Consider the following 26,915-nt stretch of genomic DNA (forward strand, 5'->3'; position numbering starts at 1 on the left):
TACAAACTATTTAATTATTTACTGCTTTGCTGCTTGGCCCAACCAGTCTTCATATTTGTAACCGTCTTATCCCAAGCTTGTTTGCCGGATAAGTACTTCTGAAGGTTCGGCTGTGCAACATCTGGATCCCATGAAGTACCTGTGTATGCTGGGAAGACCCAACCAGTTGTCTTACCCTGCTTGGAGTAGTCATAGACAACTTGTGTCAAAGCATCAGGCATCTTCATATTGGAGTAACCTTTGTATGCAGGTACGAAGTGAAGCTTGTTAACAACATCCTTCTTGCCGGCTTTAGATGTGTATAACCAGTCTAAGAAGTCTTTAGCAGCTTTTTGTTCAGCGGTGCTCTTACGCTTGTTAACAGCCCAGTACAGAGATGTCCCAACTGGTAATTTGCCTTCTTCACCTTTAACAGGGATCGGAATCATACCAACATCGTTTTGAGCAAACTTCTTATCAACAGATTCAACGGTTGGATAGATCCAATCACCTTGTTGAATCATCGCAACTTTGCCTTGTGAGAAGTCTTGGTTAACTTGTGCGGAGTAGTCTAACTGCATAACAGGTTGAACAGAATACTTCTTCTGCAAATCAAGCATTTGTTTCATTTCTTGGTTTCTTGAGAAGTTCAATGTCTTTGAGTTGTAAAGCTTCATGGCATTGTTGTCATATTCTGGTGCTAAGTATAAGTTCAGCAAATGATCGGACATCGTCCATGTTTCCTTACCAGGCATTGCGAAGACACCTTTGATGCCTAATTGATCCTTTTCAGAATCGATCTTTTCAACTGCGGCCTGTAATTTAGCAACGGTTGTTAAGCTCTTTGGATCAATGCCGGCCTTCTTGAAGACGGTCTTGTTATAAACATAACCATAACCTTCAACGTTGAATGGCAAGCCGTATGTCTTTCCGCCTTCGGAAACAGCACTCGTTGTGCCCTTTTCGGCATTCTTAGCAGCTTTCGTATCTGACAAATCTGCAGCGTAGTTCTTGAATTGCTTCAAATCAGCAGGACCAGCTAAACTAAAGATGGTTGGTGCGTTACCAGATGAAATCCGTGTCTTCAGGACTGGATCATAATCAGTCCCACCACCAATTGATGTCACTTCGATCTTAACGTGCGGATGTGTCTTCTCGTATTGCTTAGCAATTTGCTTGAATTGCTTGTTCGATTCGACTTTCCCTTGCAAGATCGTAATCTTGACATCCTTCTGGGCTGAACTGCTTCCGCAGGCTGCAAGACTCATTGCCGTGCCGGCTACAGCAGCGGCGATCCCCAATCTTTTCCAAAATTTACTCACTTCAACTACCTCCTCGTGGTTTCTTTCTGAGTACATCTTTATTTTTACCTTTTTTTTGGCAGCTTTGCAACCGTTTTCAGGACTGTTACCGATAACAGAAGTTTGTTACCGATAACATTCGTTTTTATTTGGCCAAAATAATCGGTAATCCATCTTGACGGACAATGCCATTCATAACGGTCACGGCAGCCCCATCGATCAAATTGGTATAGTCACCATCTGCGAGTGACACTTTGACGCGTCCCGTCTGACTCCGCAATGAAAAGAGACCCACCAGCTGGTTTTCATGCTGCGTATAGGTCATTTTCACAATGTCGTTTCCACAATCATAAACATCATAATTGCCGTTGACGACCAGGTCATTGGCCTTTACCTTGCGCAGCGATTGAATCAGGCCCGTTAAATCGATTCCCGTATCGTGCGGAATATTTTCTTTTTCGAACAGACTCGGCAGATGGGCATTTCCGAATTCCTGACCATCATAAATCAAAGCAGCTCCTTTTTCGAACATCAGGAAGGCTGTCCAGTTAATCAGGTCATTGACGTTCGGCAGCAAATGATGGGCTCGTTTCTGGTCATGATTCTCCAAGAAATGCATCTTGACGTAGTTAGCCGGATAAATGACATCCTGCCGATTCAGAACGTCAACGAAAGCCTGGAGATTTGTCCGGCCGTCGATGTAGCTGTAGATGTCGCCTAAAATGTCATAATCGTAGGTCATGTCGAAGGCATTATAAAGTTCCGCATCGTTTGAGGCCCAATCGCCCTGATTTCGTAAGAACTTGATAAAATCGCTGCCGGCACTTTCAGCCAGCCAGAAAATCGGCTTGTCAGCGTTGACTTGTTTACGTGCCTCCATCCAGAAATCAATCGGAACTAATGGCGCCACATCGCAGCGGAAACCATCGACCCATTTAGCCCAATGTTTTAAAGTATCAATCTGATATTGCCACAAATCATGATTCGAATAATCAAGATCGGCAACATCGGACCAGTCAGCCACTTTATTGGCCAGCTGACCGTCTTTATGCAAGAACCATTCAGGATGTTCATTCAAAAGGACAGAATCGGGCGATGTGTGGTTATAAACGATATCCATCATGACCTTCATACCCAATTGATGCGCTTTGTCCGTCAAATCGATGAAATCGTTCAAAGTTCCGAATTCTGGATTGATCGCACGGTAATCAGAGATTGCATATGGAGACCCCTCTGTCCCCTTACGATTCTTATGGCCAACTGGCTGAACTGGCAATAACCACAAAATATCCGTTCCTAATGCTTTGATTCGTGGCAAGTCGGCTTCGACCGCCTTAAGGGTTCCTTCAGGAGTATGGTCCCGAACATAAACGCAATAAACTAAATCGTGCCGTAAATCAATGTTGGTGTCGCGTACCATAAATTTAAAACTTCCTTTCTAAAATCAGACTGGACCAGCCAGCCATTTGAATTTGATGTTCAGCAACTTGGACTTGTCCCTGTGCCAAAACATGCGCATATTGGGATAAATCGGCGTCGGGACTGGCAACCGTGACTGGCTGGGCCGACAGGTTCGTCAGCACGATTGCCTCTTGGTGTTTCAGTTTTCGTTTGTAGCCGAAAACCTGAGCGTCCGGCAAGGCCAAAATCGTTTCCCGACCTTCGGTATACAGCGGTGTCTGCTTCAGTTCGAACAGCTGCCGGTAAAAATGCAGCAGACTATTCGGATCGTCCTTTTCATCGGAGACTGATACAACGGAACTGGTGCCGTATTTCCAAGGCTGATGGTGCGAGAAACCATGATACTGACTGTCGTCCCACTGCATCGCCCCTCTAGCACTCATCTTGTGCGTTCGATTCAATGAGGACAGAATCTTTTCATCCGTATAATCGAGCCGTTGCGCCTTATGCACAAACTCGTCAACGGTCAAGTCGTCAAAGTCAGCCCACTTCTGCAGCTGCATGTTTTCCATGCCGATTTCTTCCCCATAGTAAATAATCGGCAGACCTCGCTGCAGGTACATTGCCGTCGCCAGCGCCTTTAAGCTGGCTTCCAAATGCTGCGGATCGCCATAACGAGTGGCAACTCGTGCCATGTCATGGTTGCTCCAGTACAACGTCGGATAACTGACATCCTGCAAATTCGATTGCCAGATAGCCATGCGAGTCCGCATTCCCGGCACGTCGAGCTGAACGGGCTGAAACGCATCCGGCAGCCGATCGTCCTGTCCCTGAGTCGAATCGGCAAAATTCCGGAACGTGATTACCGAATCGCACAGCTGCCGTTTCGGATCAGAATAATCGATGGCCAAATTGACTTGAGCCGATGCCGCTTCACCTAAAATAAATAAATCAGGATAATCCTGTTTCAGAGCCGCCACAAACGTCCGCAAATACTTTTGGACGCCGGCCCGATTGGCATAAAACGGTTCCGCCAGCGGATATTCCCGCTGCGGATCGACGACTGGATAATCCTGGTCGAAGTCGGCTTTGGCAATATGAATAAAGGCATCGAGCCGGAAGCCGTCAATTCCTTTTGCAGCCCAGAAACGCGCCACATCGGTCATCGACTTCCGTACTTCCTGATTCTTCCAATTCAGATCCGGCATATGTTTATCGAATAAATGGAAATAGTAATCATTTGTCTGCCCAGGATCCTTCGCCCACACACTGCCGCCGAAGAACGACCCCCAATTATTTGGCGGCCCATCGTTGTGACCAGGCGCCCAGAGATAATAATCCCGGTAGATACTGTGCGGATTCTGAACGGCATCCTTAAACCAGGGGTGCTGATCCGACGTATGATTCATCACAAAATCCATAATAATTTTCATGCCGCTGTCATGGACGGCGTGAATCAAGTTTTCCATGTCGGTCATCGTGCCCAATGTCGGTTCAACGGCAAAATAATTGGACACATCGTACCCATTATCGACCTGCGGTGAAATATAGATCGGATTCAGCCAGATCGTATTGACACCTAATTTTTTTAAATACGGTAATTTTGCAACCACTCCTGCGATATCTCCGATGCCATCGTCATTCGTATCCTGAAAACTCTTCGGATAGACTTGGTAGATGATCGCATGCTCAAACCAATGTTTCATAATAAAAAACTCCCACAAATCAGTTTATGTAACTGCTTACACAAACTAGTTTATCGGAGTTTTCAGTTTCTACAATATCAAATTAGCTGTTAGCGATAACAGATTTAACGAGTCGACTCACTAGGAACCAGCTCAGGGGCGAACAATTTATGGCCCTGTGGAATGTTATTCTGATTGACCTTGTCGACAATCATCTGGGCAATGGCCGACCCCATTTCAACCTCCGGCTGCTTGACCGTCGTCAAACGGGGCGACGCAATCTGATGGAGAAAGACGCCATCGAATCCAATTACACCGTACTGGTCCGGAATCTGTTTGTGACAGGCCTGCAAGCCCCGTTCGATTCCTAATCCCAGCCGGTCGCTTGCACAGATGAAACAGGTATTCGGCTCGAACTGATCGATATGTGCTTGGATAAATTCACTGCCGCTGTGGCTGTGATTGGCCATCCGGTAAATCTCCGGCGCCATCTGCCGTTCCTGAAGGAATTCCATATAACCGGCTTCACGTGAATATTCAAACGCTTCGTCCATATCAATCCCGATAAAAACAAAATGCTCGTACCCTTCCTCAAGGGCGTACCGAGTTGCCTCCATCGTGCCTTTTTTATTATCGACATCGACAAAATCGAGGTCATAATGATTTTCACCAAAAATGACAACCGGCTTTTTCAAATCCTGAATCCAATCGAGATCCTTGTGCCGCATGCCGGTGATGATATAACCGTCGCAATCCCCAATATCGATGTTATCGGGAATGACCAGCTGCAGCGAAAACTGCTGCTTGGAAAGATCCATCGCAATCCCAACCAGCAGCTTCATATAGTACGGTTCCGTAATATCCAAATCTTCCAAAATCAAAAATTTAATGATCTGGGTACGATTATTGACCAGCGCCTTCGCAGCGACATTCGGGTGATAATTCGTTTCCCGCATCGCTTGATAAACCAATTCTTTCAAATCATCGGTGACCTTATCCGGATGATTGATTACCCGTGACACTGTCATTTTTGAGACATTGGCCAATTTTGCGACATCATTTAAAGTTGCCATCTTTTCCCCATCCATTTCTCTTTCTGATACTTGTTACTCACATTATACCGGGAAAAAGCAGCGCCGGTCCACTCCATTTGGAATCCTTTTCAAAAATAACATGCGCAAAAAAACACGAACTCGGTCATCGCGAGTTCATGTTTTATAAATTATTGGCGTGCTTGTAGATAAATCTTGGCTTCAAACGGCCGCAACGTTGTGCCATCATCGTCGGGATAGTTGCTTAACAATAACTTAGCTTGCGGCTGAGCAGCATCTTCATATTCGAACTGCTTGTCGGTAAAATTGACAATTACGGTGAGCCGTTGTTTGGTGTCGGTTCTCGTATAGGCAAAGACCGACTCGTCATTTTCGGTGCCTGGAATCTGGGCGTACTCCCCATCGGTCACTACATCATACTGATGACGAAGTGCAATCAATTGCCGATAAAACTGCAGGACGGAGTCGTCAGCGGCCAATTCTTCCTTGGCATTGATGTCCTTGAAATTCGGATTGACCATCAGCCATGGCTGGGCTGTTGAGAAGCCAGCATTCATTGTGGCATCCCATTGCATCGGCGTCCGAGCATTGTCCCGTGAATGGTGCTGCAGATATTTCAGCATCTGGGCCGGCGTGAACACATGCTGCTGGTCGACCAAATCATGGTAGGCATTGAGCGATTCCAAATCCTGATATTGATCGAGACGAGTGAAGTCGTTGTTGGTCATTCCCAATTCTTCGCCTTCATAAATATACGGCGTGCCTTGCATCATGTGCAGTACGACGCCCAGCATCTTGGCTGATAAAGCCCGGTATTCCGGCCGGTCATCGCCAAAACGGGAAACAACACGTGGCTGGTCATGGTTATTCCAGTACAGCGAGTTCCAAGCTTTGTGATAAAAACCAGTCTGCCATTTGCTGAGGACTTGTTTCAGTGCCACTAAATCGACCTTGCGATCGCTCCATTTGCCATACTGACGGTGCTCGTTGCCATCCAGCCCCATATGTTCGAACTGGAAGACCATGTTGAGTTCTTTGCCATCAAGATCGGCGTATTGCATCGCATCGCTGATGGAAGCTCCTGGCGTTTCGCCGACAGTCATGATGTTGTAATGGCTCATCACATTAGCATTCATTTCTTGTAAGTATTCATGCACATGCGGTCCATTGGCGACGACTTTTTCGACGTTGCCATACGGCTGGCCCAGTGCTTGCGGCGCATTCGGCAGACCATCCGGCTTCGAAATCAAATTGATAACATCGAGCCGGAAGCCATCGACCCCTTTAGCAACCCACCAGTTCATCATGTCATAAACGGCATGCCGCACTTGCGGATTAGCCCAATTCAGATCCGGCTGGCCTGGGGCAAATAAATGTAAGTAATATTGCTTTGTCGTTTCATCATAAGTCCAAGCTGACCCAGAGAAGTACGAGCCCCAATTATTCGGCGCCCCGCCATCCGCTGCCGGATCCCGCCAAATATAATAATCGCGATACGGATTATCTTTGCTCTTGCGGCTTTCTTCGAACCAGTGATGTTTGTCGGACGTATGGTTGACGACGATATCCATCATGACCTTCAAATCCAGTGAATGAGCCTTGGCCAGCAGCTTTTCAAAATCGGCCATCGTCCCGAATTCCGGATTGATTGCTTGGTAATTACTGATATCGTACCCATTGTCGACATTCGGCGATGGATAAATCGGATTGAGCCAGATGACATCAACCCCTAAACTTTTAACATAATCCAAACGAGCCGTAATCCCATTCAAATCACCGATTCCATCCCCATTGCTATCCTGAAAACTGCGGGGATAAATTTGATACACAACTGCTTTTTGCCACCATTTTGCATCCATTTGAAAACCTCCCTCTCTGTTATTGTCTCCTAGTGTGAAACGTTTCGGCAAAAAATGCAACGCTTTCAAAAAAAGAGAATGACTTTTTTCGTCATTCTCCACCTTCAAGGATGCTATGCCAATGTTAATAATTCCAATAACATTTGGGCAACTGATTGATTATCAAGTCCTGCCACAAAACGGATTTTTTGCGGCTGCGAATGTTTACCCGTCAACTCGTCCCAAATTTTAGCTTTCAAATCAAAATCGAGATGAGCCATTTGCAATTTCTGGCGAACGAGCTGATGAATCTTCCCAGCCTGTGGTAATTCCGTCAAGGCGTGCAGCTGAACCAGCTGATTCTGAGTCCCAGCGATCGTTAAGCGGCCGTCATCCAATTCATCCGCACTCAAATCGATAAATTCGAGCGTAATCTGCCGTTGTGCCGGTAAAATATGAGCGTCATCCTCAACTTGGACTTCAAACGTTTCATCGTTCATGTTCCAATCGAAATGCGTTACAGCTGTGTGCCCATCCTGTTGTTCATAGAGATCATAATGATTCTTCCGACCTGGATAGACACGTACCTGCAGCTTAGCCGGCAAAGCATCTGCCGGCTGCATAAAATCGGGATTCAGCGGCACAATGCCGCCGCTCTTGACGAAAACCGGATAATGCTGACCATCTCGATAAACCTTGAGACTGCCATTGCCGGCATACTTCACGCCGCTAAAGAAGTCATACCAATCGCCCTCTGGCAGCCAGACAGAAGTATGGCCTTCACGGGTGACTGCATCGGCCGGTTTAGTAATCGGGGCAACCAGCAATTCACTGCCAAAGTAATATTCATTGGGAAATTGGTAAGCTTCCTTGCGATTCGGCGATTGATAATACAACGGCTGCATCAAAGGTATCCCATGCAGATGTGTTTGATAATTAGCTGTTTCTAAATACGGAATCAACTGGGCCCGTAATTGCATAAACGCCGTCATGCTCTTTTCAGTTGCTAGGTCATAATTCCAAGGTTCCTTGCCCATGAAGGGATTGTCGGAACTATGGAGCCGCATAATCGGACTGAAAACACCAAACTGCAGCCAGCGCAGCGACAATTCTGGATTATAAGTGCCCAGCATATGTACGCCGATATCGTGACTCCACCAAGTGTAGCCGATATTGCTAGCAGTCACTGTAAAGTACGGCTGAAAATCGAGCGACTTCCAGCTGGCCACCGTATCGCCTGAAAAACCGACTGGATATCGATGACTGCCTGGCCCGCCATAACGTGACAGAATCAACGCATTATTCGGATCTTTCTGCTGCTGATCCTGATAATGGAGTACATTCAAAACCCACAACGGGTCAACTTGTTTATTAGAACGAGCCGCCCCCTGCTGCCAGTCGATCCACCAGAAATCAACGCCTTCTTTTTCCAACGGATGATGAATGGCTTCAAAATAAGCTTTGCGGAATTTAGGATCCTGCAAATTGAATAATAACGGCTCTTTGGATTCAGGATCAACATCCATGATCTTGGCCGCATCCCGATAATGTTCCTCTGGTGCTCGAATTCCAGATGCTGGATGAACATTCAACGTTATATGTTTGCCGTCCTGATGCAGCTTTTTCATCATTCCAACTGGATCAGGAAACAACTTCTTATTCCAAGTGTAGCCCGTCCATCCGCTGGCATATTCAGCCGGAAAATCGGTTCGGTGCCAGTTCATATCGAAGACTGAAACTGAAATCGGAATCGCATTGCGATCGAAACGATCCATCAACTGCAAATATTCAGCCTGTGTGTACGGGTAGAACCGACTCCACCAGTTGCCCAGTGCAAACCGAGGCACCAGCGGCGGAAATCCAGTAAGCTGATAATAAGCATTCAAAGTGGCTAAATAGTCGCGTCCGTAGGCAAAATAGTAGACATCCTGTTCGGCAAATGATCGTTGGGCGATCTTACCACCATCTTGGATCATTGCATCTGAATCATCAAGGATGCTGAAGCCATCCTTAGTCATCAGGCCGTCATCCAGCGGAATCGCTCCGTCAGCCTTATCCAGCGTCCGGGCCGTCCCCTTCAGATTTTTCTGAATCGGCTCGCCGTAATACCAACGGCTGTAATGCGTTCCATAATTATATTTAGCATCGATGAACAGTGTTCCCGCACTGAATGGACCACCATCATAATATAAATGAAAAGCGTCCGTTTCGATTTCAAGCACATGTCCATGCTGGTTCTCTGTCACCTCAAACTGTGCCAGCGGAAAATCACGATTCTGAACAGCCTGTGTCAGCCGATCCTCAAATTGATCCGTCTGCGAATATTCCATCCGCAGTAATTTATCGGTCAAGATGGTGAAACGATAATTTTTGCCGGTAACCTGATTAATGTTTTTCATATTCCTTATCCTCTAACGACTTTAATTATGGCGTGTCGTTCAATAAACGCAGCCGCAATCATCGTACGCAAAGTGGCCGGAAAAAGTCAATGCCTTTTTGAAATCGATTTCACATTTCTTGCTTGTCTAACTCACGATTCCCATCAGCACCCGCATTTCCATCGCTAATTGATGGGCATAATCTTGGCCGTCGAATAATTCAATTTGCTGGTGCAGGACATCGAGCCGATCGGTCACAATTCCGGCTGGTCCCAAAAACAGGACTCGGTCCATCGCAACAGGAGTATCGACCGTCCAAGCCAAAATTTGTTTGTGCTGGCGATTGGCTTGCCACATCAGCAACGGATTCAGCGTTAAATACGCCTGCGACAGAAAATCGGCCGGTGTCTGCGGCATCCCAAAACCATCAAACGAACCAATCAAGCCGACGGGCAATTTGGCCTGCTCCCGTTTGACTTGAACAACGGCCAGTTCGGATTCAGAGTGGATCTGACCGCCATGCTGCAGCAGCTGCCGGCCGTATTTCCGCATAAACCGGCGTGTGAACTGCGCACTCGTCTGCGGAGTAATCTTCAGTTCAACGAGCAGTTTCTGTTGATGCTGCTGTGCCGTTTTCAAATAATTGGCAAAACTAACTAATTTGGCATGCCGGCCCTGTTCATGAACTGTGATCTGCTCCAGTTGCCGGAGCGTCAGATCTTCCGGCCGATAATCGAGATCCGCCAGTTTCCGCAAATCATCGTCATGAAGAACGACCGCTCGCTGGTCTTTTGTTTCATGCAAATCGATTTCAACGAAATCCGGTTTTTTGCGGACCGTATTTTTCAGCGCCGGCAACGTATTCTGAACGCCATCGACCCCATTGACACCCCGATGGGCAATCGTGAGCGGTCGATTCTGGTGAAGCTGGACAAAATAGACACTGCTGCCGGCTAGGAAACAAACTAGGCAAACCAGGCCGATGACCCAAGTGTGCCGTTTGGCAGGCGCCGGCTGGCTTGAAACAGGAGCGGTCGGCTGCAGCAGGCTGAAAAACAGCTCATTGGCAAAGAGGCCCGCCGCCCATCGAATCGCCAGCACCAAACCGAACTGGATGCCGGCAATCGGCAGTGCAGCGGTGGTCAAAAACGCATCGACGCCCATCTGAACCACCAGAACGAACCCGAATCCGATGCCCAGCAGCAGTACGACCTCGCTGCCGGCCGCCGCTAATAGGCGCAGTGTTTCTTTAAACGGCCGAACAGTTGCAGTGGCAAACTGCCAGATTGCGAGTGCCAGCAGGCCGATGTAAACAAGCACTAGTCCCAAAAAGAGCGCTGGATGTGCCGCTAATAACGTCGTCATAGCAGCCACTGGCAGTTTAATCCGATCCATCAAATCAAAATGAAACCCAAACCCGCATACTGGCAGGCTCGCCAATAACCAGACCGCAAAGAATCCAAGCTGATGGTGCTTGCGGCCATCCAGACAGTGCCGCCAGCCCCGCCACTGATTCGACAGAATTTGACGAGTGCCATTGGCCAGCAGCACAAAGGTCCAGTAAGCAATGGCGAGGTAGCCGGCCAGCAAAAACAGCATGCACAGGCTGACTAACGGCCGTTTCAAAACGACTGTCACCAAGGCAAATGAAATAAAATGAATCCCCAGCTGATTCATGAGCACTTGGCCAATCCCTTGAAAGAGCAGAATGGCAAGCACATCACTGAGCAACCAGACAATCGTAAAGAAGCCGAGCAGGGGCCCCCAATGCCGTCTTAAATTCTGATTGCTAGTCCATAATTGCCGCCATGTTCCCATTCAAAACCACTCCCATTTTTATCCTGCCTTTATTTTAGCGCAAAAAAAGAACCTGCCAAAATAGACAGGTTCTTGATTGTCTTACTTTTCAGCGCCATAAACTTCTTTGGCAATTCCGAAAGCCGACCAAGCTTTTGGCCAGCCGACATAAAAGGCTAAATGAGTAATGACTTCAACGATTTCATCCTTAGTGATGCCATTCTTTTTGCCTAAAGTTAAATGGGCTTTTAATTGGGCAAAGTTGCCGCCGGAAATAATCGCTGAAATGGTAATCATGCTGCGATCACGAGCTGACAGTTTGTCCTCACGCGACCAGACTTGGCCGAATAAAACATCGTCATTTAATTCCGCAAATTTAGGCGCAAAATCGCCTAAGTTGTCACGGCCTGCAGTTTGTTTTTTCATAATTGTTAATCTCCTAACTTAGCGTATTCTTCATCCGAAACGGGTTCGAGCCATTCAGCCGTTCCTGTTGTGATGGCAATATGGCTCATCCAGCTATCTTTTGTAGCCCCATGCCAATGCTTAACACCGTCTTTTGTGACAATCACTGTCCCAGGTGTTAATTTTTGCGCTGGCTGGCCCCATTCTTGGTACCAGCCTTCGCCGCCGGTAACCAATAAAATCTGATAACCATTGTGATGGATATGCCAATCATTACGGCAGCCAGGTTCGAAGGTAACGTTGCCGACATTGACACTGACATCTGGGTCATTGACCAGCATATCTAAGTAACTGTTGCCTTGGAAATACTTGGCATAGGCGGTGTTCAGAGCACCGACTGGGAAAATACCATTTTTAACTGCTTCTTCATTGTTGTTTGCCATTTGTGTGGCCTCCTATTTTTTAATCTGGATATCTCTTTTAAAAGTGTTCGAAAAAGCTCTTTTCGCACACACTAATACATCGGTCGAGGGCCGTCTGTTCCAGGCTGATCAATCCCAAGACTGCTCTTTTGATGCAGCTGCGGATCGGCAATCGTTTTTTCAATCAAATCGGCGATACTCTGCCGGGAAACGATTGTCCCCTTGAAGGGTTCGCCCTTCTCAGTCAATTCGTAATCAATCTTGGGATCATTATCCATATACGCTGCCCGAATAATCGTATAGTCGATGTCCGAGTCTTCGATGATGCGGGCAGCTCGGCGGGTATCGTCCATAATGTCACTGCCAATCGATTCTTCGACCCAACGGCCAAATTCGCCGGGCACCTCATGATAAAGGCCCAGCCCGGTCACATAGATCAGCCGTTTGACTTGGGCTGTATCCATCGCCGTTACAATATTTTTAGCCAGCGGTTCGAATTGACCGCCCAAGTTGGCATACACGATCTCCTGACCACGAATTGCTTCGGTCAGCAAATCAAGATCGTTCACATCGCCTTCGACAACTTCCTCACGAGCCGGGTCAATTTTGCCCAGTCGTTCAGCCCGCCGTAAGTACAACGTCAAATGATCATCCGTCTTTTTCAATAAATCCTGCCGGACCAAACGGGCAATCTGTCCATTGGCGCCTAAAATAATCACCTTTTTCATGGGATGCCTCCTTTACGAACCTACTGTAAACCTTAAAGCTCACTTTAAGGCAAGCCTTTTATTGAAATCTTTTCAAATAAGTTTCGAAATCTTCATTCTCGTCAATTGTTTTATCGAGTTTGCCGGCGTACCAATCAATTTTATGGTTAAGCACCTTTAAATTGGCTTCCCGTTCCCGAATTTCCACCAGACTGTCTTCACGGACTCGTTCGAGCAGGTCGCGCCGCTGCGGAATCGTCCCATCCCCCTGAGCACGCAGCTGCACGTAACGCTTAATATCATTCAAAGACATCCCAGTCCCCTTTAGATGCAGCAGGAACCCCAGCCATTTGACATCCTGGTCCGTATAATAACGATTGCCATTGTCATCACGCTGCGAAACAATCAGACCTTCGCTTTCGTAATAGCGTAACGTCGGTGTTGTGAGCCCGACTAATTTGCCAAATTCACCGATTTTATAACGTTTTTCCATGTTCACGCCCTCATTTCAAAAACGAGTTTAACACTTAAAGTCCACTTTAAGGCAAGCCCTTTTTCAGCATTTTTTTAATGCGCTAAAATACGTTTCAAATTATCGGTAAAACTAATTTCTCGTGACACGCGTTCGTCGGCAAACCAGCCGGCGCTTTCGTTGAACACCTCGCCCATGACTAGGGCCCGAATCCCACGTGACACGGTCAGGCGCTGTTTCGGATCGGCAATAAATTCAGTCAGCATCTGGTTGGGAAGAACCGAAATGGCCTCACCAATACGGCGGGCCTCTGAATCATTTGCCAGATCTTGCAGACTGAAGACGAATTCGGCCAATCGCCGCCGTTGCAAGCAAAAAGTGCGCATCGCAAAAGCCAACTTCAGCACACCATCTTCACCAGAAAGCCCCTGTGCTGTTGCCGTCAGCAGTTCTAAAACAGCTTGGAAAAAATCACGGGCCACTTGCAACTTCAGGTCACGCATATTTTTAAAATAAAAGTAGAGGGCCTGTGTCCGGCAGTTTAATTGTTTGGCCACCGCCGCAAAGGTCAGTGCACTGGGGCCTTGTTCCTGAATCAATATTTTGGCAACGGCAATGATTTTAGCCGCAGAAAGATCTCGTTTTTGAACCATTTTGACGAACTCCTTTTTTTAAATATTATTTTACAATGTGTAAAATAAAGAATACAATACAAAACAGATAAATCAAACACAATTAAATTTTTAAAAGAAGGTTTTGCAAGATGTTAAATTGGTTTCTAATCCTTATTTTAGGCTTTTGTATTGGCGCTGTCGTCATTTCCTTAGGTGGCGGCGGTGCAGCCATTTATCTCGGCATTCTGACGAGTGTGTTTCACTTGCCAGCAGCCGTTGCAGCGACGACTTCGCTCTTAACGGCATTTCCATCACTCGTGACAGGTGCCTTTTCCCAATATCGGACTGGCCACATCAACTTTAAAATCGGAAATCAAATGATGATTGCCGCCGTTCCAGCCACGATTGTCGGTTCATTAGTCGCCCCTGCCATTCCGAAAGCCTTTTATACATGGCTGATTGCCATCATCTTAATGCTGCTTGGACTCGATATTTTTGTGCGCATGCTCAAGCCAAATAGCAAGACGACCACAGCGGCCCCGAAAAATCAGCGTCTTGAAGCCAGTTTGTACGGCATCCTAAGTGGTTTGATGGTCGGGATGGTCGGGATTGCCGGGATGAGCGGCGGTGCGCTCATTTTGGCCGGCCTGCTGTTAATGAATCTCGATATGATCCATGCTGCAGCGACTTCTGCTTATGTTTTAGTCGGGACCACTTTTGTCGGCCTATTTTTCCATTTGACGAATAGCCAGGTGGACTGGCACATCGGTTCAGCCCTGATGATTGGGGCAATCCTGGGCTCGCTATGTGCGCCGTATGCAGCCAAATATTTCAAAAGCCCCAAAGTGCAGCGTGGTATCCAAATGGGCGCCGGCGTAGTTCTCTTCATCATGGGCATTACAATGGTCATCTAAAAGAAGCGTACGACATAATCGTACGCTTCTTTTATCAGGGTTCCTTTGCCGTCACATGATGAGCCTGCTTGAATTTTTTCGCATTTTTCTTCGTATCGGCCACTTTGAACTGAACGATTCGATCGACAATCTGATTGGTCCGGTGCCGATAACGAGGCGCACTGCTTTCGAAGATGCCATAGAATGTATTTTTGCCATCAAACGCAACTTGTTCCATATACGGCGGCATTTCAACGTAATACGGCGAGGTAATCGCATCGGTATCCTTATGAATATCGTAATGAACCAGTTTTGAAGAATCATTGCCAAACGAGGTGCTAATCAGCAAAGTTTGATCGGTGGCCGTGACCCCTTGCATTTGTTTGAGTCCATCGAATTCTTTGTCCGGCCGGCTGCCGTCCCGAATATTCTTTGAACGAACACCAATCTGTTCCTGACCGTTCTTGTTGTAGAAAACATCGTATTTCTGCAGAACACCAGCGCGATTCTGGTTGAAAAATCCGACCCATAAGGCGCCTTTATAGAAACACAGTACCGAAATCGACTTGATACGGGGCAAGTCAATCGACTGCGCATAGTGAATCGGCTTTTTCGATTTGGCAAAATCATATTTCTTGATTTCCGACCAATCGAGCCGTGACAACCGTGAGTGTTTGGCCTGCGTTAGTGTTCGTGGGCTGTCATCGGCAAACCACAACGAGTGTGTTTTCGCATCGTACGCCAATCCGCCAACGTGCGGCCGCTTTTTCAAGACAATCGTTTTGACATATTTCTTCGTTTTGCGATCAATCACATAAATCACCGAATTGCCCTGCTTCGCATCGTCATAGGCTGACACAAACAGGTACCCCTTCGAAAGGGCGATTCCCTGCACATCGAAGCTCTTCAGTTTGACCATTTTACCATTCCGATTGAGTGTCCATGCTCCTTGCATGCCTGGGATGGCGACGGCATGTTTTTCACCATTTTGGAGGGCGGGATATTTTTTGACGACTCGGTCAAAATCTTTTTGCGAGACCAATGGCTGGGTACTAGCTCCGCCGACTTTGATTTTCTGCTGTGTCGTCGTATGCAGCACTGGCGCTGTCGTTGCACCTTGAACCGTCCCGAACGAACTCAGCCCCAACAAAACAGCCCCCAATATCCACCAGTATCTTGCTTTCATGTCCGCATCCCTCCAAATCATTTTCTTAAGTCCAGTTTAGCGCCAAAACAAAGTCGAACGGTAACGATTCGCTCCGACAAAAAACGAGGTCGTGACATTAGTCATGGCCTCGTTTTTAGATTCGTACTTCGTTTGAGTTTTACGAACAACTGTTTACATGGGAATGTGAATCTCTTTTATTCATACGATAAGGCTTCAATCGGGTCGAGTTTGGAAGCCCGGCGAGCTGGTGAAAGTGCCGCCAACAAACTAATCAGAATCGAAATGCCGATTCCGAACAAGGCGAACTGCCAGCTAATCGAAACAATCGCGAAATGGATTGCCGGAATAGCCAGTGAATTGGCACCCCATTGCGCCAGATAGGCCACGCCGACCCCAAGAATGCCGGCGAAGACACCCAACAATCCAGCTTCAGAGATAAACAAACGCTGAATATCCTTTTTGCGGGCCCCTAACGCACGTAAAATCCCAATTTCCTTCGTCCGTTCAGAAACACTGATATAGAGCACGACAATAATCATGATTGCCGATACTAACAGCGAAATTCCGGCAATGGCAGCAAGGACATAGACAGCTAAGGAAATATACGTATTGAGCGTATCGACCATCGACCCGATTCCTGTAATCGTATAACGTGCCTTGCCATTCGTCTTGAAGTCCTTGATTGAATTCTTCACGGCATTAACGTTGGCCATATTATCGACCTTGACTGTCAGAAAGTTCGGCTTCAAAGTCAGTCCTTGTGATTTGTACAATGATTTCATCGTGCTGTAACTCAAGGTTGGAATCTGGTCTTTGGTGATTCCAGAAATCGTCAGATGCCGAGTCAACTGAACCGGTTGATGGTCAGCACCCATTACCGTCATCGTAAAGTTGACCTGCTTGCCGACTAAATTCTGAAGGGAACCATTGGTCAGCTTCTTGGCAGCAGCCTTCGTCAGCAGAATCTCATTCTGGCCCGGCTTCGTCCCATGCGTGATATTTTTCGTCAGCATCGTCCCATTATAGGATTCAACCATTTGGAGCGTACTGCTCTTCGACCCATTTTGAACGGTTGCTGAGGACCCATATGCTCCTGGTTCAACTGTTTTGACGTGGGCCACCTTTTCGATACGGTTCTTGTCGGTATCGGAAACGGTCGCCTTCAGCATATTCTGCGCTTCTTCCTGCGCATCACTCGTTTTTTTGCCTTTTTTGGTAATCTGCAGTTCGGTCGGGCTGATATTCGAATAAATTTCATGATTCATGTAGCCCTTAACGCCAGTTCCAAGTCCCAGCATCAGAACGACTGAGAAGATTCCGATTGCTGCCCCAAAGATAATCAATAAATTGCGTTTGAGGTTGTACCGCATATAGCTGAGCGCCATTTTGACCATGGCGCCGAATTTAAACGGATGACTGCCGGTTTTGTCTTCCTTAGCTGGCACGGCAAAATCCTGCTTGATTCGTTTGTCAGAATCGATGACCCCGCTTTCCATGTGGACAATGCGGGTCCCATGATTGGCGACTTCCTGTGAATGTGTGACCGTAATGACCAGTTTGCCATCGGCGGCAATGCCATCCAGAATTTCCAGTACTTCTTGCGTATTTTGGGCATCCAGCGCTCCCGTCGGTTCATCGGCAATGATAATATCAGGGTCGGCAGCTAAGGCACGGGCAATGGAAACACGCTGCTTCTGCCCGCCAGAAATCTGATTGGGATATTTGTCCATATGGTCTTTCAAACCAACCTTGGTCAGGAGCTCTTGCGCACGTTCGGTCTGTTGTGCCGCACTCAAGTCGGTCATTTCCAAGGATACCTTGACGTTTTCCAGCAAAGTCAGGTGGCTAATCAAATTAAAATTCTGAAACACAAATCCGATTGTCTGACGCCGGTATTGGTCCCACTGCTTTTCGGTGTTGTTGCGCAGCGATTTGCCGTTTAACAAAACATCGCCTTCGTAATTGGAATCGAGCCCGCCGATGATATTCATCAAGGTCGATTTCCCGCCGCCGGACTCCCCTAGAATCGAAACAAATTCGCCTTTATCGAACTTGAGATTGATTCCCTTCAAAACTTTGAATGCTTCTTTATTTAAATAGTACGATTTATGGATATCTTTTAATTCTAAATACGCCATACATGTTCCTCCGTCTCTCTCATAAACAACACGTGACATTATTTCAACAACGTGTTTAAATAATAACGTGCTGTTTCAAGACATGCAATCAGCAATATCATCCTAATGTGCCATTAAATCAACATGAAACCGTTACGTTGTTCAATCTATAACAGGAGGAACCATAAATGGCCGGAATAAAAAACAACCGCCGCACTAAATACACCATTGATGCAATCGAAACAGCCTTTTTACATTTATTGCGTCAAAATCCTATCGATAAAATCACTGTTACTGAAATCTGCCAGGAAGCCGATGTCAATCGGGGCACCTTTTACCGCTATTTCAAAGACCCTTACGATTGCCTCGACCAGATTCAATCTAAATTTTTCAACGAACTGCTGAAAAAGCGGCCTAAAAATAAAGAAGATGTTTCGGTCAAAGAAGTTTTAACGAGTGTCCTCACGATCTTCAAGCAAAATGCTGATCTGATGAAGGCACTCCTGCTGAATGACCAATCGTTTCTGCTGGAGCGCCTATTTCTCAGCCAGGATCATCTTGTCGATCAAATCGATCCCAAAAGTCTGCAGAATCCTAACAAGCGGCAGGCCTTTTATGCCCAGACTTTTTACATGTCCGGCACCGCCAACATCGTCCGTGGCTGGCTGGCGCTCGATATGCCCGAAGCGCCGGCTGATTTAGCCGATTACATCGTTAACCTGCTGCCCGATAAAGGACGGCACTTGCCCGATGTCGACCATGACCTGCCAAAGCTGCCGCCGACCTTCCGAAAACTCTAAAAAAGACCAGCGATGCAAATACATCGCTGGTCTTTTGCTTATAAGCGCTTGTCCAAATACGTCAAAACGCCTTGGTCATTATTCGAATCTGTCATTACATCGGCCACTTCTTTGACGGCTGGTGCGGCATTGGACATGGCCACCCCCGTACCAACTTCAGCCAGCATTTCTTGGTCATTGCCACCATCGCCAAAAGCAACCATTTCGGTCATCGGAATGTTGAGCCGTTCGCCCAATTGCTTCAAACCGGCTGCTTTGTTGATGCCTGGCTGAATCAAATCAATATCGCCATGGCCGCTGGAAACAGGAATGGCCATGCCATTCAATGCCACCCGTAATTGTTTCACCAGTTCATCTGTTTGCTGCGGCGGGCAGCTCAGCGCAAACTTCAAAATGTCATCATCCAAGGCTTCGAATGAGCCGACTCGTTTCAGTTTGTAATAATACTTGCGCATCTGATCCACATATTCCTGCGGCTCGGCATTCAGTACATACGCCGAATGACGTCCACAGACGATGATTTGCAATTGTTGGAAGGCAGACAATTCTTGCAAAATGGCCTGCACAGTTTCTAAACTAAAGTGCGCAACGACATATTCCTGATCCAGATCACGGATGTAGGCGCCGTTTTCGGCGACATAGATTACATCAGGGTAATCCTCAAAAAATGATTTCAATTGATAGTACTGATTGCCGCTCGCCACGACGAAACGAACGTCCTGGTCCTGCATCTTTTGGTGCAGTTGCGCAAACTTGGTGCGATCATAATCCATTTGGTCATTCAAAAAAGTACCATCCATATCAACTGCAACTAATTTCATTTCATGGCCTCCCAATATTCTTTGCGCTGCTGAGCCCATTTTTCATGGTCAGCCGCTGTAATTGTGCGTAAAACATGGCATGGATTTCCGACTGCGATCACATTGGACGGAATATCCTTGGTCACCACTGAACCGGCACCGATCACCACATTATCACCAATGGTCACTCCTGGTGTGACGGTCACATCGCCGCCCAGCCACACACTATTGCCAATTGTAATCGGATAACCATATTCTAAATGTTCATTACGGATATCGGCCACAAGCGGATGTCCGGCCGTATACAGGCCGACTCGTGGTCCGAACATCGCATCGTCCCCAATCGTAATGGGCGCAATGTCTAAAAAAATCGTTTCATAATTGGCATAGAATCGTTTGCCAACATGGACATTCTGGCCGTAATCAGCCCGAAACGGCGGTTCCACATACGCATCGCCGCTCGGTGCATCGATAATCTGCGCCAAGAGCTGCGCTTGTTCAGTTGGATTCCCTGGTTCTAAATGATTATATTGATAAATCCGTTTCTTGGCGGCCAGATTCAACGCCGCTAATTCGAGATCAGACGCCTTATACAGCTTACCACTGATCATGCGTTCTCGTTCTGTTGCCATCTTTTACACCGACACTCCTCATTCTGAATTCGCTTTCAGAAGTTTATTTTAGCATAGGCAGCTGGCAAAATGCTTGTTTTTTTACAAATTTCATGTTATCTTATTAGTAACAGGAAATGTGAAGGAGTTCTTTAATGATGAAATACACAATTACAGGTGCCACTGGTCATTTAGGCAGTCAAATTACCAAACAACTGCACCAGCTTGTTCCAGCCGACCAAATCAATCTGGGTGTGCACACCCCCGCCAAAGCACAGCACTTTGCCGACTTAGGCATGACGCTGCATGCGATCGACTATGCTGATGAAGCGTCGCTTATAACGGCGTTACAAAATAGCGACGTCTTCATTTACGTCCCCAGCAAGAGCCACGACAGCTATAGCCGTGTCACCGAGCTGGAGCATGTCATTGCCGCCGCTGAACAAGCGCATGTGCAGAAAATGGTCGCAATGGGCTTTGTCGCCGATCAAACCGATAATCCCTTTACCCTCTCCGCATTTTATGGCTACCTGCCACGACGGCTCGCCGAAACAGACCTCGATTATGTCATCCTCCGCAATGTGCTGTATGCCGATCCGCTTGTGCCGTATCTGCCCGAATTGATCGAACGAGGCAATATCATCTATCCTGTCGGTCACCACGCCATGTCCTTTATCAGTCTGGCCGACAGTGCCGAAGCTTTTGCCAAGGTAGCGACGACGCCGGCATTATTCAGGCGTAAGAAGAGCTACACACTGTCGCAATCACGTGACTACACAATGCCGCAGCTGGCGGAAGTCCTGAGCAAGGTATCCGGACATCACATCGGCTATGCGCCGGTCACCAATGCTGAATTCGAGCAGCTTTATGATCAGAATCATGAAGGTAAAATGCTCGCTTCGATGTATGCCGGCGGTGCAATGGGGCTGCTCGACGATCTCAGTGACGATTTCGAACAAATCACCGGCCATCCGGCGCAAACAATGACTGCCTTTTTAACGAAACAATGGCAGCAAAAGGGGCTGTGACATAAGTGTCTCTTGCACGAAAAATGACTCTTTCAATGCAATTTTTGCATTGAAAGAGTCATTTTTGTTTGAACAGTATCAATTGGCGAAACGCAGTAACCATCTGGCATTTAATAGCTTTTATGAAGCTAAGTAAATGCCTAGATGGTCTTGCGGGGGCGTGACAACGAAGTCAAAAAGCGACTTCTGTCACGCTCCCTTTGTATCTTTTAAAAACCAAGCTGTTTCCATTTGGCAAACGTTTTGTCCGGCGTATACCCAACTGCTTTAGCTTGGGCAGCTTGACTCTTCGATTGCCAGTCCGTGTCGTCCGTTAATAATTTGATGACTTTGGTGGCCATGGCCTGATCCAGTCCATCCGGCACAACATAACCATTCTGGTCATCGAGCACCAAGTACGGGGTGCCGTACTGAATATCGTAAGTAACGACGGGCACGCCATATCCCATGGCTTCGACCAAATTCATTCCGAAACTTTCTGCTTCGGAAGTCTGCAAAATCACACTCGCATGGGCATATAATTCATGGAGCTGCTGCTGGGTTTGATAACCGGCAAAGTCGACACTGCCGTCAATCCCTAAATTGTTTGCCTGATGCTTCAGCTGTTCTAAATAATCAGGTCCCGATGCATAACCAGCCATGATCATTTTGGCATCCGGCAATTGCCGCTTCACTTCGGCAAAGACTTTGAGAGCCTCTTCTGGCCGTTTTTCCGCCGAGAGACGCCCGACATACAGGACGACCTGCGCCGTCTGCGGCTGATGCGGATGAATATCGTCAATGACTGTATCAGGGGCGACCAGCACATTGACCTGCGGATAGCGACTCTGTAAATCTTGCTGTTGTTGCGGGGTTGCAACTAATACGCCATCGAATGCATCCGGAAACTTCGTCAGCACATCCTGATAAACTGGTAGTAACGGCGCCGACGCCACATTGTGGGTACGCTCAGTGTGCAAACCATGGAAGGCCGGCCACTTTTGCTTAGCGCCCTGAACATCGGCCACGACATAATCCAGTGTGCGCCGGTCCGAAATGATTTTGGCATCGTCATCGTCGTGAATCAATTCATTCAGGAAGAACAAATACAGCTGATCTTCCGTATTGAAACGGAACATCTGGTCGTGATAATCCAGCAGCTTCCACAATGTCGGCTGTAATTTGCCGTTGACGTTCATCCAGACTTGTTCGATCACAGTGTTGCCCTTTAAGTCAAGATAACGACGAACGCCTAGACTGCCGTCCGGATGAAAATAATCGACCGAAGATAAGAAACCGCGCCAATCCCAATTTTCACGAGTCGTTTGATTGCCATACTGGTCGTTTGTGACAATTTCGTTGACCAAGCCAACCGTCGCTGGCTGAACAGTAATCTTAGCCAGTTTCTTGCCAGCCTGATCCAGCGTCGAATAGTTGGGGCCATGCGCATGGATGTGGTATTCATCCAGCGGCAGTTCTGGCAAGAGCCGCAAGTTTTGCTCTTGGCGGGGCACATTTACGGTCCCCTGAAAGTAATCATACATATTAAGCGACTGGTCTGCCGGCAAATCGACGCTCTGCCGGTCACGTTCTAAATAACGATTATAGTTGCGGGACACATAAACCGCCTTGCGACCCATTTTGTTGAACAGCTTCGTCCGGCGTGCCTGCGAATGTTCCGTCCCTGAATTAAAGGTAAAAATATTTTCACTGACAAAATAGTACATTCTCTGCGCCCCTTTCTAAGCTTCAAGTCCCGCCGCAGCGAGTTTTGCCGGCCAAACGCGTTTCGCATCCGCTAGCAAATTCGTCCAATCCTGCCAGACATTCGCTTCGGAATAACGTTCGGACGAATCATAAGCACCGGTGCTGTACTTTTGGGCCAGCTGCGGATTTTTCAGAACCTTGATGATGTCGCGAGCCATTTCCTGATAGTCTTCATACGGGACGACGTTGCCATTAACACCATCTTGGACAATTTCATTCGGGCCGTAATTGACATCATAGGAAAATGAGATTAAGCCATGCGAAATAGCTTCCATGATGGCTAAGTTGAATCCCTCCATCCGTGACGTCAGGCCGTACATCATCGCCTGATTTTCGATTTCATCGATGTTCGTTGTGTAGCCTTTCAAAGTGACAGTGTCTTCAAGCTGATTTTCTTTGATGACAGCTTCGACGGCACGACGCGCACGATAATTATCGGACGAATCAGCATAGCCGTAAATATCCAATGAAACTTCCGGAACCGCCTTTTTGACGATTGCAATGGCACGGCACAAATCATCAAGATGTTTTTCCCAAGCCACACGGGCAAAAACGACCATTTTCCCGAACTGACGGTCTTTCACCGGAATACGGGGGGCGTTCAGCAATGAATCCGGCACAATCCCGACTGGAATCGTAAATAATTTCGTGTGCGGATGAAAACGTGCTTCGACATCGTTTGTCTGCCGCTGCGTCGCCGAAATGACACAATCATAACCATCGATTGCATTCATCGAGAATTCATAGTTGTTGTTCAAAATCGAATGCAGCGGTTCTTGCGCATTACCAGCCTGCGAGTTGTGCAGATGAAAGGCCGTATACGCCGGTTTCTTCAAATGCAGGAAGCCCCAATCGGCAATGTGGGCCCGGTCTAGAATGAAGACGTTCGGCCGTTCATTTGACCAGAATTCAGCATTGACATCGTCCAAGAAATGCAAAGTCAAATGTTCGATTGTATCGAATTGATAGGTTTTTCCATCACGGCGATCCCGCAGTCGCCAGCCGGCCTGCTGCCATTCTTGCTGCATATCGTATTTATGGAAAGTCTCCAGAACGACCTGTCCCTGCCGATCGAGCCACGCTTCGGTCCCCACCTTATTATCAGGCGTGTAATATTGGACTAATGTTTTAAAACCACGTGCATCATAGTTATCGACACGATACAAATTATTGTAGCCATCGAATAATTCGGTCGACCAGACTTGGCGGTCAGCGCCACGATAGTTGACTCGTGCGACCAATTGGCCATTTTGAGCCGTTACCAAATAACGGTTCTGAGCCGCATCGTCCTCATAACGAACGTGCGGCACCCCGAAGGATATGTCGTCGACATGGAGTGCCTGCTGTGGCATAGCGAGTGTGTCTTGGAAATAATCAAACATATTGAGGACCTGCCGATCTTCAATTCCGGCCGCTGCTGTTGCAATGTGCAAGCTCGGATTCCAATCACGGAAAATCATCCGCACATCGGTATTGTGATGATTGAACAAACGCAGTCGTTTAATCTCGGCGTGTTCAATCCCAGATTTATTAGCCTGCAAAGTGCTGTTAATGAAAAATATCACTTAAAAATCCCTCCATCCTGCTTGAACATCAACCGGTACAAGCTTCCGTTTCATCTTATCGATTTTTATTTAGAGCGTCAACGCAGACGAACGTTTCATGTGAAACATTAAGCAATGTCGAGTGCACCGACTGCGACCGCATGCGCTGTTTCTTCTTCGAAAACGTATAAAACAAATTGATCCAATTGCTGTAGCTTCTCCGGCAACGCAAATTGTTCTGTCAGAATCAATTCGCCATCTGCATTGGCAATCAATTCCTGTTGCGCTGCTGAAACGTCTAAAAGCTGCTGTCCCAGTGCGGCCGTAACCGTTTCGGTTTCCATTTCGGCGTTATCAATCAACGCCTGATCCCGTTCGGCTACATAGGGTGTCAGCTGAATGTGATACGCCAGCTCAGGTGTCGCCGCATATAAATTGATCCAGAGTTTCAGCATGTCCCCGCTCAGCTCAAGCTGAACGTGACCATGCACATTGGTACCATTCAATGGGTCGAGCTCAGCTGTATATCGTGTTGTCATTTTCAAACCGCCTCCCTATTAAGGATAAAACATTTTAGGCAGAAAAAAAGGCTTTGCGGAAATCTCCTCAAAGTCTTCATACTTTTCTATAAAATACCGAATGTCTGCAAAATCAGATAAATATTCAAGATGACCAAGACAATCGTTGAAATCCAGGCGGCCAAGCTGACCCAGCGTTTATTGGCAAACCGACCCATCAGTTTCTTATTATCGGTGTACATTACTAATGGAATCGCCGCAAATGGCAAGGCGACACTCAGGAAGACCTGCGAGAACGTCAGCAGATTTTCGATTTTAGCTTCATTACCGTGATAATAAATGGCGAAAATAATAACTGGTGTGACAGACAGCAGACGTGTCAGCAAACGCTGTGCCCATAATGGCATCTTCAGTTCAATGAAGCCTTCCATGATAATCTGTCCTGACAGCGTTCCGGTAATGGTCGAACTCTGACCGGACGCTAACAGTGCAATCGCAAATAACATACTCAGCATTGGGCTGGCAATACTCCCAACCACCTTGCTGTTGCTCAGAGCGTTGAATAAATCAACGAACCGGCCGAGCGAACTATTCGTGCCGTAGAATAACGCTGCCCCTAAAATTAGCAGCAGACTGTTGACGACAAAGGCAACAGTCAATTGAATATTGGAATCAATATTCGTAAAGTGAATCGCACGAGCAACATCTTCTTCGTTGCTGCGATCGACCTTCCGTGTCTGCGAAATCGAAGAGCCCAAGTACAAATCATGCGGCATGACCGTAGCCCCAACAATCCCTAAAGTCAGGTACAGCATCGGTTTATTGGTGATAATCTTCGAAGTCGGCACATAACCGGCAAACATCTGAGCGATATCTGGTTTGGCCAGTACTACTTCATATAGGAAGACTAAGACAATCACACCGACTAAAGTAGCCACAATTGCTTCGATTTTTCTGAACCCTAATTTCATCAGCAACAGCAGCAGCAAAACATCAAATGATGTAATGATGATACCAGCAATCAATGGAATCTTGAAAATCAACTCCAAGGCAATCGCCGAACCGATGATTTCAGCCACATCGGTCGCCATAATAGCTAATTCAGTAATAATCCAGAGGAAGATTCCGACTCGTTTCGTCGTTCGCTCCCGAATCAATTCAGCTAAATCTTTTCCCGTCACGATTCCTAACCGTGATGCCATCGATTGCAGCAGCATCGCAATCAGACTCGAGATTAAAACAACTGACAGTAATTGGTACTTAAACTGCGCACCACCGGCGATTGACGTAATCCAGTTCCCAGGGTCCATGTAACCAACGGCAATCAGTGCGCCGGGTCCTGTGAACGTGATTAACGTTTTCCAGAAGCCGCTCCCCTTAGGTACCTCGATACTACCGTTGACTTCTGATAAACTCTTGCTCTCTCCACCAGTGGATTGAAACATTTTTTCGTGTGCTTTCTCATGATTTTTGTTCACCACAAAGCCCTCTTTTCTATTGGTTTAGAAATTCAGGTTGAACACTTTTTCAATCGAGTATTCAATTTATTTCCAATACGTATTATTAGTTATTTTTAAGGCAAAGTCAATGGCTGCGAAACTAATTTTTAGGGGCATCGAACATAACGGCTTTCAGAAAA

The 26,915-nt window shown here is 47.0% G+C and carries 23 protein-coding genes; 3 read left to right on the forward strand and 20 right to left on the reverse strand.

The window, feature by feature from the left end; translation table 11 throughout:
- Window positions 1–14: 14 nt before the first annotated feature.
- From IV40_RS03430 to IV40_RS03485, 12 genes are all read right to left on the reverse strand, one after another.
- Window positions 15–1,301, reverse strand: a complete 1,287-nt coding sequence (locus tag IV40_RS03430; RefSeq protein WP_236698017.1) for an ABC transporter substrate-binding protein — start codon at window positions 1,299–1,301, stop codon at window positions 15–17.
- A gap of 124 nt (window positions 1,302–1,425) precedes the next feature.
- The gene (locus IV40_RS03435; RefSeq protein ID WP_057768984.1) at window positions 1,426–2,700 is read right to left on the reverse strand and encodes an alpha-amylase family glycosyl hydrolase; all 1,275 of its coding nucleotides are present in this window, start codon (window positions 2,698–2,700) and stop codon (window positions 1,426–1,428) included.
- A 4-nt stretch (window positions 2,701–2,704) separates the two neighbouring features.
- On the reverse strand, window positions 2,705–4,387 hold the full coding sequence (locus IV40_RS03440; protein WP_057768985.1) for an alpha-glucosidase: 1,683 nt from the start codon (window positions 4,385–4,387) through the stop codon (window positions 2,705–2,707).
- 104 nt (window positions 4,388–4,491) lie between these two features.
- Window positions 4,492–5,439 (reverse strand): LacI family DNA-binding transcriptional regulator, encoded by a 948-nt coding sequence (locus IV40_RS03445; RefSeq protein ID WP_057769252.1) that lies wholly within the window; start codon window positions 5,437–5,439, stop codon window positions 4,492–4,494.
- 149 nt (window positions 5,440–5,588) lie between these two features.
- The gene (locus IV40_RS03450) at window positions 5,589–7,277 is read right to left on the reverse strand and encodes a glycoside hydrolase family 13 protein (protein WP_057768986.1); all 1,689 of its coding nucleotides are present in this window, start codon (window positions 7,275–7,277) and stop codon (window positions 5,589–5,591) included.
- Window positions 7,278–7,390: 113 nt separating this feature from the next.
- Window positions 7,391–9,655, reverse strand: coding sequence for a glycoside hydrolase family 31 protein (locus tag IV40_RS03455; protein ID WP_057768987.1), 2,265 nt, complete (start codon window positions 9,653–9,655; stop codon window positions 7,391–7,393).
- A 126-nt stretch (window positions 9,656–9,781) separates the two neighbouring features.
- Window positions 9,782–11,452 carry a glycerophosphodiester phosphodiesterase gene (locus tag IV40_RS03460; RefSeq protein WP_057768988.1) on the reverse strand — a complete coding sequence of 557 codons (1,671 nt, stop codon included), beginning with the start codon at window positions 11,450–11,452 and terminating at the stop codon, window positions 9,782–9,784.
- Window positions 11,453–11,533: 81 nt separating this feature from the next.
- The gene (locus IV40_RS03465; RefSeq protein ID WP_057768989.1) at window positions 11,534–11,860 is read right to left on the reverse strand and encodes a carboxymuconolactone decarboxylase family protein; all 327 of its coding nucleotides are present in this window, start codon (window positions 11,858–11,860) and stop codon (window positions 11,534–11,536) included.
- Window positions 11,861–11,862: 2 nt separating this feature from the next.
- Window positions 11,863–12,279 carry a cupin domain-containing protein gene (locus IV40_RS03470; protein WP_057768990.1) on the reverse strand — a complete coding sequence of 139 codons (417 nt, stop codon included), beginning with the start codon at window positions 12,277–12,279 and terminating at the stop codon, window positions 11,863–11,865.
- A gap of 71 nt (window positions 12,280–12,350) precedes the next feature.
- Window positions 12,351–12,986, reverse strand: a complete 636-nt coding sequence (locus tag IV40_RS03475; RefSeq protein WP_057768991.1) for an NAD(P)H-binding protein — start codon at window positions 12,984–12,986, stop codon at window positions 12,351–12,353.
- Between the two features lie 58 nt (window positions 12,987–13,044).
- Window positions 13,045–13,458: a MerR family transcriptional regulator gene (locus IV40_RS03480; protein WP_057768992.1), complete on the reverse strand. Its 414-nt coding sequence runs from the start codon at window positions 13,456–13,458 to the stop codon at window positions 13,045–13,047.
- A 74-nt stretch (window positions 13,459–13,532) separates the two neighbouring features.
- Window positions 13,533–14,090 carry a TetR/AcrR family transcriptional regulator gene (locus IV40_RS03485; protein ID WP_057768993.1) on the reverse strand — a complete coding sequence of 186 codons (558 nt, stop codon included), beginning with the start codon at window positions 14,088–14,090 and terminating at the stop codon, window positions 13,533–13,535.
- 110 nt (window positions 14,091–14,200) lie between these two features.
- Between IV40_RS03485 and IV40_RS03490 the strand changes: the two genes are divergently transcribed.
- On the forward strand, window positions 14,201–14,965 hold the full coding sequence (locus tag IV40_RS03490; protein ID WP_057768994.1) for a sulfite exporter TauE/SafE family protein: 765 nt from the start codon (window positions 14,201–14,203) through the stop codon (window positions 14,963–14,965).
- Window positions 14,966–14,999: 34 nt separating this feature from the next.
- On the opposite strand, the gene IV40_RS03495 is transcribed toward IV40_RS03490, so the two are convergent.
- Both IV40_RS03495 and IV40_RS03500 read right to left on the reverse strand, forming a co-directional pair.
- Window positions 15,000–16,130, reverse strand: a complete 1,131-nt coding sequence (locus tag IV40_RS03495) for a YncE family protein (RefSeq protein WP_156404218.1) — start codon at window positions 16,128–16,130, stop codon at window positions 15,000–15,002.
- A gap of 176 nt (window positions 16,131–16,306) precedes the next feature.
- Window positions 16,307–18,250 carry an ABC transporter ATP-binding protein/permease gene (locus tag IV40_RS03500; RefSeq protein ID WP_057768996.1) on the reverse strand — a complete coding sequence of 648 codons (1,944 nt, stop codon included), beginning with the start codon at window positions 18,248–18,250 and terminating at the stop codon, window positions 16,307–16,309.
- Window positions 18,251–18,417: 167 nt separating this feature from the next.
- On the opposite strand from IV40_RS03500, the gene IV40_RS03505 reads away from it, so the two are divergent.
- The gene (locus IV40_RS03505) at window positions 18,418–19,029 is read left to right on the forward strand and encodes a TetR/AcrR family transcriptional regulator (RefSeq protein WP_057768997.1); all 612 of its coding nucleotides are present in this window, start codon (window positions 18,418–18,420) and stop codon (window positions 19,027–19,029) included.
- A 38-nt stretch (window positions 19,030–19,067) separates the two neighbouring features.
- Here the strand turns inward: IV40_RS03505 and IV40_RS03510 are convergent, their stop codons facing one another.
- Window positions 19,068–19,850 carry a Cof-type HAD-IIB family hydrolase gene (locus IV40_RS03510; RefSeq protein WP_057768998.1) on the reverse strand — a complete coding sequence of 261 codons (783 nt, stop codon included), beginning with the start codon at window positions 19,848–19,850 and terminating at the stop codon, window positions 19,068–19,070.
- On the reverse strand, window positions 19,847–20,461 hold the full coding sequence (locus tag IV40_RS03515; RefSeq protein WP_057768999.1) for a sugar O-acetyltransferase: 615 nt from the start codon (window positions 20,459–20,461) through the stop codon (window positions 19,847–19,849). The genes IV40_RS03510 and IV40_RS03515 overlap by 4 nt, the downstream gene beginning before the upstream one ends.
- Before the next feature lie 137 nt (window positions 20,462–20,598).
- On the opposite strand from IV40_RS03515, the gene IV40_RS03520 reads away from it, so the two are divergent.
- A complete protein-coding gene (locus IV40_RS03520; RefSeq protein WP_057769000.1) occupies window positions 20,599–21,468 on the forward strand; it encodes an NmrA family NAD(P)-binding protein in 870 nt (289 codons plus the stop codon).
- A gap of 209 nt (window positions 21,469–21,677) precedes the next feature.
- Here the strand turns inward: IV40_RS03520 and IV40_RS03525 are convergent, their stop codons facing one another.
- The 4 genes from IV40_RS03525 to IV40_RS03540 form a co-directional block, all read right to left on the reverse strand.
- Entirely contained in the window at window positions 21,678–23,174 is a 1,497-nt protein-coding gene (locus IV40_RS03525) for a glycosyltransferase (RefSeq protein ID WP_057769001.1), read from the reverse strand.
- Window positions 23,175–23,189: 15 nt separating this feature from the next.
- Entirely contained in the window at window positions 23,190–24,779 is a 1,590-nt protein-coding gene (locus IV40_RS03530; RefSeq protein WP_057769002.1) for a glycosyltransferase, read from the reverse strand.
- A 107-nt stretch (window positions 24,780–24,886) separates the two neighbouring features.
- Entirely contained in the window at window positions 24,887–25,297 is a 411-nt protein-coding gene (locus IV40_RS03535; protein WP_057769003.1) for a hypothetical protein, read from the reverse strand.
- 86 nt (window positions 25,298–25,383) lie between these two features.
- The gene (locus IV40_RS03540) at window positions 25,384–26,721 is read right to left on the reverse strand and encodes an Nramp family divalent metal transporter (RefSeq protein WP_057769253.1); all 1,338 of its coding nucleotides are present in this window, start codon (window positions 26,719–26,721) and stop codon (window positions 25,384–25,386) included.
- Window positions 26,722–26,915 lie beyond the last annotated feature (194 nt).

The organism is Lactobacillus selangorensis (genome assembly GCF_001437205.1).
GTDB lineage: Bacteria > Bacillota > Bacilli > Lactobacillales > Lactobacillaceae > Paralactobacillus > Paralactobacillus selangorensis.